3 protein-coding genes are annotated in these 6127 nt (G+C 62.4%); 2 read left to right on the top strand and 1 reads right to left on the bottom strand.

What is annotated here, in order from left to right:
- Window positions 1–642: 642 nt before the first annotated feature.
- Window positions 643–2049, top strand: a complete 1407-nt coding sequence (locus NK8_RS40725; protein ID WP_213234280.1) for a replication initiation protein — start codon at window positions 643–645, stop codon at window positions 2047–2049.
- A gap of 19 nt (window positions 2050–2068) precedes the next feature.
- Here NK8_RS40725 and NK8_RS40720 read toward each other — a convergent pair whose 3' ends face one another.
- The gene (locus NK8_RS40720; protein WP_225936661.1) at window positions 2069–3244 is read right to left on the bottom strand and encodes a YbfB/YjiJ family MFS transporter; all 1176 of its coding nucleotides are present in this window, start codon (window positions 3242–3244) and stop codon (window positions 2069–2071) included.
- A gap of 517 nt (window positions 3245–3761) precedes the next feature.
- Between NK8_RS40720 and NK8_RS40715 the strand changes: the two genes are divergently transcribed.
- Window positions 3762–5876, top strand: a complete 2115-nt coding sequence (locus tag NK8_RS40715; RefSeq protein ID WP_213234279.1) for a phosphocholine-specific phospholipase C — start codon at window positions 3762–3764, stop codon at window positions 5874–5876.
- The last annotated feature ends 251 nt before the right edge of the window (window positions 5877–6127 follow it).

The raw sequence follows: 6127 nt of genomic DNA, 5'->3' as shown, positions 1-6127 counted from the left end.
TCTGCGCTTTCTCCAAGTATTGACGCCGAAGCGCAGAATACACGAATACGCGTAAACAAGCTCCTAGTGCGCGGAGATTTAACCATTCGGCAGCTCTTTGCGCGGCATTTCGTTGATTTTGAATCGATTTCCTTCTGCTTCGAAGTGCAGATGTATTGATTCGAACGACTCTATTTGCCTAAGCAGATCAGGCAGCCGCGTCGCGCGTCATATTCTCTGCACAAAAACCACCCCAAGGGCGGTTTTTGTGCAGACGTGCCCTCTAAATTTTCCTCCATATATTCAATAGCTTAGATACAGTTCAAGGATTTCAGGAGGTATACTCCCAGTATCGTTCGTTTGGTTTTTTGTAAACCTAGACCCGCACACCTACAAACAGCACTGCAGTTTTCCTTTTGAATCAACGTCCGAGCCTGTGGATAGGGACGGTTTTTGTGACGCACGGGACGGTTTTTGTGCTGACCGGTGCGCAAGTTGGGCGCGCGGAGACGGAAATTGTGTCGAGCGGGGTGGAAATTGTGATCGACGTACAAACTCGGGGCGGTTTTTGTGCGGCTAAGCTCGAAGAAAAAGCGGGGTGGTTTTTGTGTTGACACCCCTGACTCGCCTGTTAGAGTGCCGGGGACCGAAGTGAATCGATGTATGGAAAACCAAGACCTCTCTGTAACCCCGCAGCAGCTCGCGCTGGACATCTACGAAGATATGTCCGGCCAAGGCTCGGCCATCTGCGAGTCGACGAGGGACATCGGTTTCCTGCGCAACAACATCTTCACGCGTGTCGGCGGCCTCGGTATCGCCGCGCGGCGCGTACTCGATGCAGCCTACTTCATCGTCGCGACCAAGTCTCCCGAAGAGCTGATCGACGACAAGGTTTACACCTTTACCGCCGACATCAACTACTTCAAATGGCTGATGCGGTACGACAGCCGCAACCACAGTCACCTCATCGCGCAGATGAGAGCCGCGGCCCGCGCGCGTGTCGAAATCATGACGGCGCCGTCCATCGAAGAACTCACTGAAAAAGACTCGTGGGGCACCATCAGTCTGCTGGGCGACTGCTATATCGAGCGCAATGTCGTTTGCATCCTGCTGGCGGGCCGCGTCATCAAGTATCTGATCAGTCCGTACAAGGCGCACTGGCTGAGCCTGCGCGCATCGACGGCTTTTTCGCTTTCCCTCGCCCGCGCGATCTACGACCGCCTCATTCCATGCGAAGGTCACGGCGTGACGGAGTGGTTCGCGTACGAAGACGTGCTGGAGTGGCCGGGGAAGGTCGGCGAATCGCGCAAGGAAGTGAAGGAGTTCAAGAAGCGCTTTCTCGAGCCTGCCATCGACCAGCTCAACGAAGTCTCGGATTTCGATGTGAGCTGGGAGCCGAATGCCGACCGCGTCCCGGCCGAGAAGCTGAAAATCCGCTTTCGCTTCACCAAGAAGCAGGGCGCGGATGCCGCGCGCGCCGGCATTCAGGATTCGATGTACCTCCTGCTGCACAACGAATTCGCCTTCGACACGCCCGATTTCGAGCGTCTCGCGAAGCGCCGCGACGTCTGGACCGATGAACGGCTCGAACAGGCCATTGAATACACGCGTTTCAAGCTCAACGAAGGCAAGGTGACGGTCAGTCCGCGCGGGTATCTTTTCAAGGCGCTGGAAGGCGGCTACCGGATCGGCGACGCGGACCGGAAGATGGCGTCCATCAAGACGAAGCAACTGGAGGACGACAAGAAAGAGCGTCGTTCACGTGACACGGCGCAGGCGCATCTCGAAGCCAGCATCCAGGCCCAGAACGATACCGCCAAGGCCAAGATGAGCGAAGAGATCAAGGCGGGGCGCGAGTACTTCGAGTCGGTCGATACGCCGGCGCGCAAGGAACTGTGTCAGTCGTTCGTCAGCCAGTTGATTCCGCAGCGGCTCATCGAAAAGCAGGGGTTGTCACGCGAGAGCCTGAGCGCCGACAACATTCTCACGGTCAATCGCGTGGTCGCCGATGCCTTCTGCGCCCATGTCTACGTCAAGATGAAGAAAGCGCGCGCAGGCAGCGCACTCTGATCGTCCGGACGTCACAAATTCATTCGGAATCCTGCTTATACAGAGGCTTCTGGCAACCCGCGAGCAACGCGCCCGCCGCGAGCACGAGCGCCGAATAGACGAGCCCGCGGGTCAGCCCCACGCTGTCCGAAACCCGGCCGATCACCACCGGTCCGACGATCTGTCCGAGCGCGAACACGATCGTGAAGGCGTTGATTCCTCGCGGCCATTGACTGGCCGGCAGGTTGTGCCGAACGAACGCCGTGGTCGACGCCACCGCGGACAAAAACGTCGCCCCAAACAGCGTACCGGAAACGAACGCCGCCAGCGGATGCGCGAGCAGCGCGGGGATGACCGTCGCGGCCGCGAGCAGCGCGTTGAGGATCGCGAGCGCCTGTCCGCCGCGCATGCGATCGAGTAGCCCCGACCACATCCGCGCCGATACGACCGTCGCCACGCCCAGAAGAATATAGAAGCCGCTCACCACGCCGGCGCTCATGCCCGCGTTGCGAAGCAGGGCGACGATAAAGGTCATGTAGCCGATATAGCCGATCCCGAAGCATCCATAACCGGCGAGCACGAGCGCGAAGCGCCGTCTTTGCACCACGACGCCCGATGAAGCGTGCGCGCCGTGACGCGCCGTCGGATGCGCGTGCGCGGTTTCGATCCGGCGCGCGGCCCAGACCGCGATGCCGGAAAACGCGGCACACGCCACGGCGAGAGCGAGCCATGCGAAGCGCCAGCCGTGCGTGACGGGCAGCACCGCAAGCGGAACCACCACCGACGAAATCACGATGCCCCAGCCGGTGCCGCCGTAATAAAGGCCGATCACGAGCCCCGCGTCGCGCGGCGACGTCGACGCGAGCCGTGCCGCCAGCACGCCACCACTCACGAAGATCAACGCACTGCCGATGCCCGTCGCGACGCGCAGCGCGAGCAGGGCGTCAGTATCGACCGTTGCGCCGCTCGCCGCCATCAGCACGGCCGTCAGAACGCAACCGGCGACGAACAATGTTCGCGACGCCACGCGCATCGACAGTCGGGAGAACGCGAGCGCGCCGAGCAGATAGCCGAACGCGTTGGCCGTGTTCATCGCGCCGGCTTGCGCGAAGTTCCACGCGAGGTCAAGGCGCATGGGCGGCAGCAGCAGCGCGTAGGAAAAGCGCGCGAGCCCGAGCGCGATGGCGCTGCCAAGCGACAGCGCCATCGCGAGCATGAGCGCTTGCCGGCGTTCGGAATCATCGGATCGGATATCTGCCGTGTGGTTCCTTGGAAGCTCTGCGCCTGCATCGTCACGCTGTATCACGCTCTTGTCGTCCTCTCGATGTCATGTCGCCCTATGGTATCGCGCTCCGGTCACATTGCTTACACAAGCCGTGGCTAAGCTTCGCAGCGCTGCGTTCATCTGCACGACTGAAGCCGGAGATTCCCGATGTCGATTGTTCCGAGCCGCCACGTCATCGTGGCGCGATTCATCGTCTGCGCCTGCGCAATCGTTTGCGCCTGTAGCAAGCCGGAACCGGAGTCGTCCTCATCAGTCGACGCGGCGCGCAGCGAGCCGTCCGTCGTACCCGCAACGAGCGAACTCCAGGACTGGGCCAGGCAAGCCACAAACGGCGCATCCGATCAACCCACGCGACCCGCCTTGGCACGGACTGCGTCCGAGCCGCTCGCGATACCCGTGATTCACACGGTCGACTGACCTTTCCTCTTCACTTCCCCCCGCGAAACAAATGAAAAACAAGAACCGTCGTGACTTTCTGCGCATGGCCGTCGAGGCCGCAGGCGCGAGCGCCGCGTTGAGCGTGATGCCGCTCGGCATCCGCCAGGCGCTCGCGATTCCCGCGAACAACCGGCATGGATCGATCGAGGACATCGAGCATATCGTCGTGCTCATGCAGGAGAATCGCTCGTTCGACCATTACTTCGGCAGCTTGCGCGGCGTGCGCGGCTTCGGCGACAAGAGCGCGGTGACGTTGCCGAACGGCAAGCCGGTCTTCAACCAGCCGATCGCGGCAGGCGCGGGCGAGGTGCTGCCGTTTCATCCGGGCGCGTCGAACCTCGGCCTGCAGTTCCTGCAGGACCTGCCGCACGACTGGGTGAGCGGGCAGGGCGCGTTTCACGGCGGACTGTATGACCAGTGGGTACCGTTCAAGAGCACGACGACGATGGCGTACCTGAAGCGCGACGACATCCCGTTCCACTATCAGCTCGCCGACGCGTTCACGATTTGCGACGCCTACCACTGCTCGACCAACACATCGACCGATCCGAACCGCTACTACATGTGGACCGGCTATGTCGGCAATGACGGCGCGGGTGGCGGTCCGGTCGTCGACAATGCGGAAGCGGGCTACGGCTGGTCCACGTTTCCCGAAGTGCTGGAGCGCGCGGGCGTTTCGTGGAAGATCTATCAGGACATTGGCACCGGGCTCGACGCGAAAAATTCGTGGGGCTGGACCAACGACGCCTACATCGGCAACTACGGCGACAACTCGCTGCTCTACTTCACGCAATATCAGAACGCGCAGCCCGGCAGCCCGCTCTACGAAAAGGCGCGGCGCGGCACCAACGCGGCCGCCGGCGACGACTACTTCGCGATCCTCAAGCGCGACGTTGCGAGCGGCACGCTGCCGCAAGTCTCGTGGATCGTCGCGCCCGAAGCGTTCTCCGAGCATCCCAACTGGCCGGCGAACTATGGCGCCTGGTACGTCGATCAGGTCTTGCAGGTGCTGACATCGAATCCGGATGTGTGGAGCAAGACGGCGCTGCTCATCAATTACGACGAGAACGACGGCTTCTTCGATCACCTCGTGCCGCCGTTCCCGCCGACGTCGAGCGCCAACGGTCTTTCGACCGTCGATACGAGCGCCGAGATCTTCGCGGGCAGCGCGAAGTACGCGAGCGGCCCCTACGGCCTGGGCGCGCGCGTACCGATGCTCGTCGTGTCGCCGTGGTCGAAGGGCGGCTGGGTCTGCTCCGAGACCTTCGACCATACCTCGGTGATCCGCTTCATCCAGAAGCGCTTCGGCCGCGCGCACGATCTGGCCGAGCCGAACATCTCGCCGTGGCGTCGGGCGATCAGCGGCGATTTGACCTCCGCCTTCGATTTCCGCAATCCGAACAGCGCGATGCCCGAGTTGCCGGCAACGAGCGGCTACTTTCCGCCCGACAAGCTGCGGCATCAGGACTACGTGCCCGTGCCGCCCGTCGCGCAGACGATGCCGAAGCAGGAGTCCGGCGTGCGCCCCGCGCGCGCCTTGCCGTACGAGCTTTTCGTGCGGACGCGCGCGGATGCGTCGAAAGAGGCAGTTTCGTTCGATTTCGTCAATACGGGCAGCGCGGGCGCGGTCTTTCTGCTCTATCGCAACGCCAGCACGGAGGCGCCGCGCACCTATACGGTCGAAGCCCGCAAGCGTCTTGCGGACCGCGTCGCGGCGAATCCGGACGGCAGCTTCGATTTCGTCGTACACGGTCCGAACGGTTTCCTCCGACGGATCGCGGGAAAGGCCGGCGCGCAGCAGCATGGCTGGTGGTCGCGCGAACAGGCCGCGCCGGAAGTCAGAGAGGGCTACGACGTTGCGAACGGCAATCTGCAATTGCGCCTCGAAAATCGCGGGACGGCCGCGTGCACCTTCAGCGTGACCAATGCCTACGATCCGTCGAAGACGATCACGCGGCGCGTGCGGGGCGGCGACACCGAGCAGGTCTATCTCGATCTGCGCGACGCGCACGGCTGGTACGACGTCGAAATCAGGGTCGACACCGATCGCGCGTTTCTGCGACGCCTCGCCGGTCACGTCGAGACGGGCCGCGACAGCATGAGCGATCCCGCCCTCGGTCGATGACGTCGCCATCGACCTGACTCCGGCCGCGCGTTCGAAGCAGTACGCGCGGCCGCAGCCTCTCCGCACCTCCGTCGAACGCACGCTGCGTGTGGGACTACGCACTTACGTGGGCCCTCCACGGATTGCGCAGCGTGCCGAAGACTGTGAAGATCGTGTGTGCACACCGGTTCAAAGTTCCGATCCAATCGTCTGCGAAATGGAAAAAACGGCACATCGCAGCGCCGGATCGCGTCTTCGGTTCGATATCGAAC

It is taken from the genome of Caballeronia sp. NK8 (genome assembly GCF_018408855.1).
Lineage (GTDB): Bacteria > Pseudomonadota > Gammaproteobacteria > Burkholderiales > Burkholderiaceae > Caballeronia.
The sequence above is the reverse complement of the archived record's forward strand: the minus strand, read 5'-3'. Positions and strand labels throughout refer to the sequence as shown.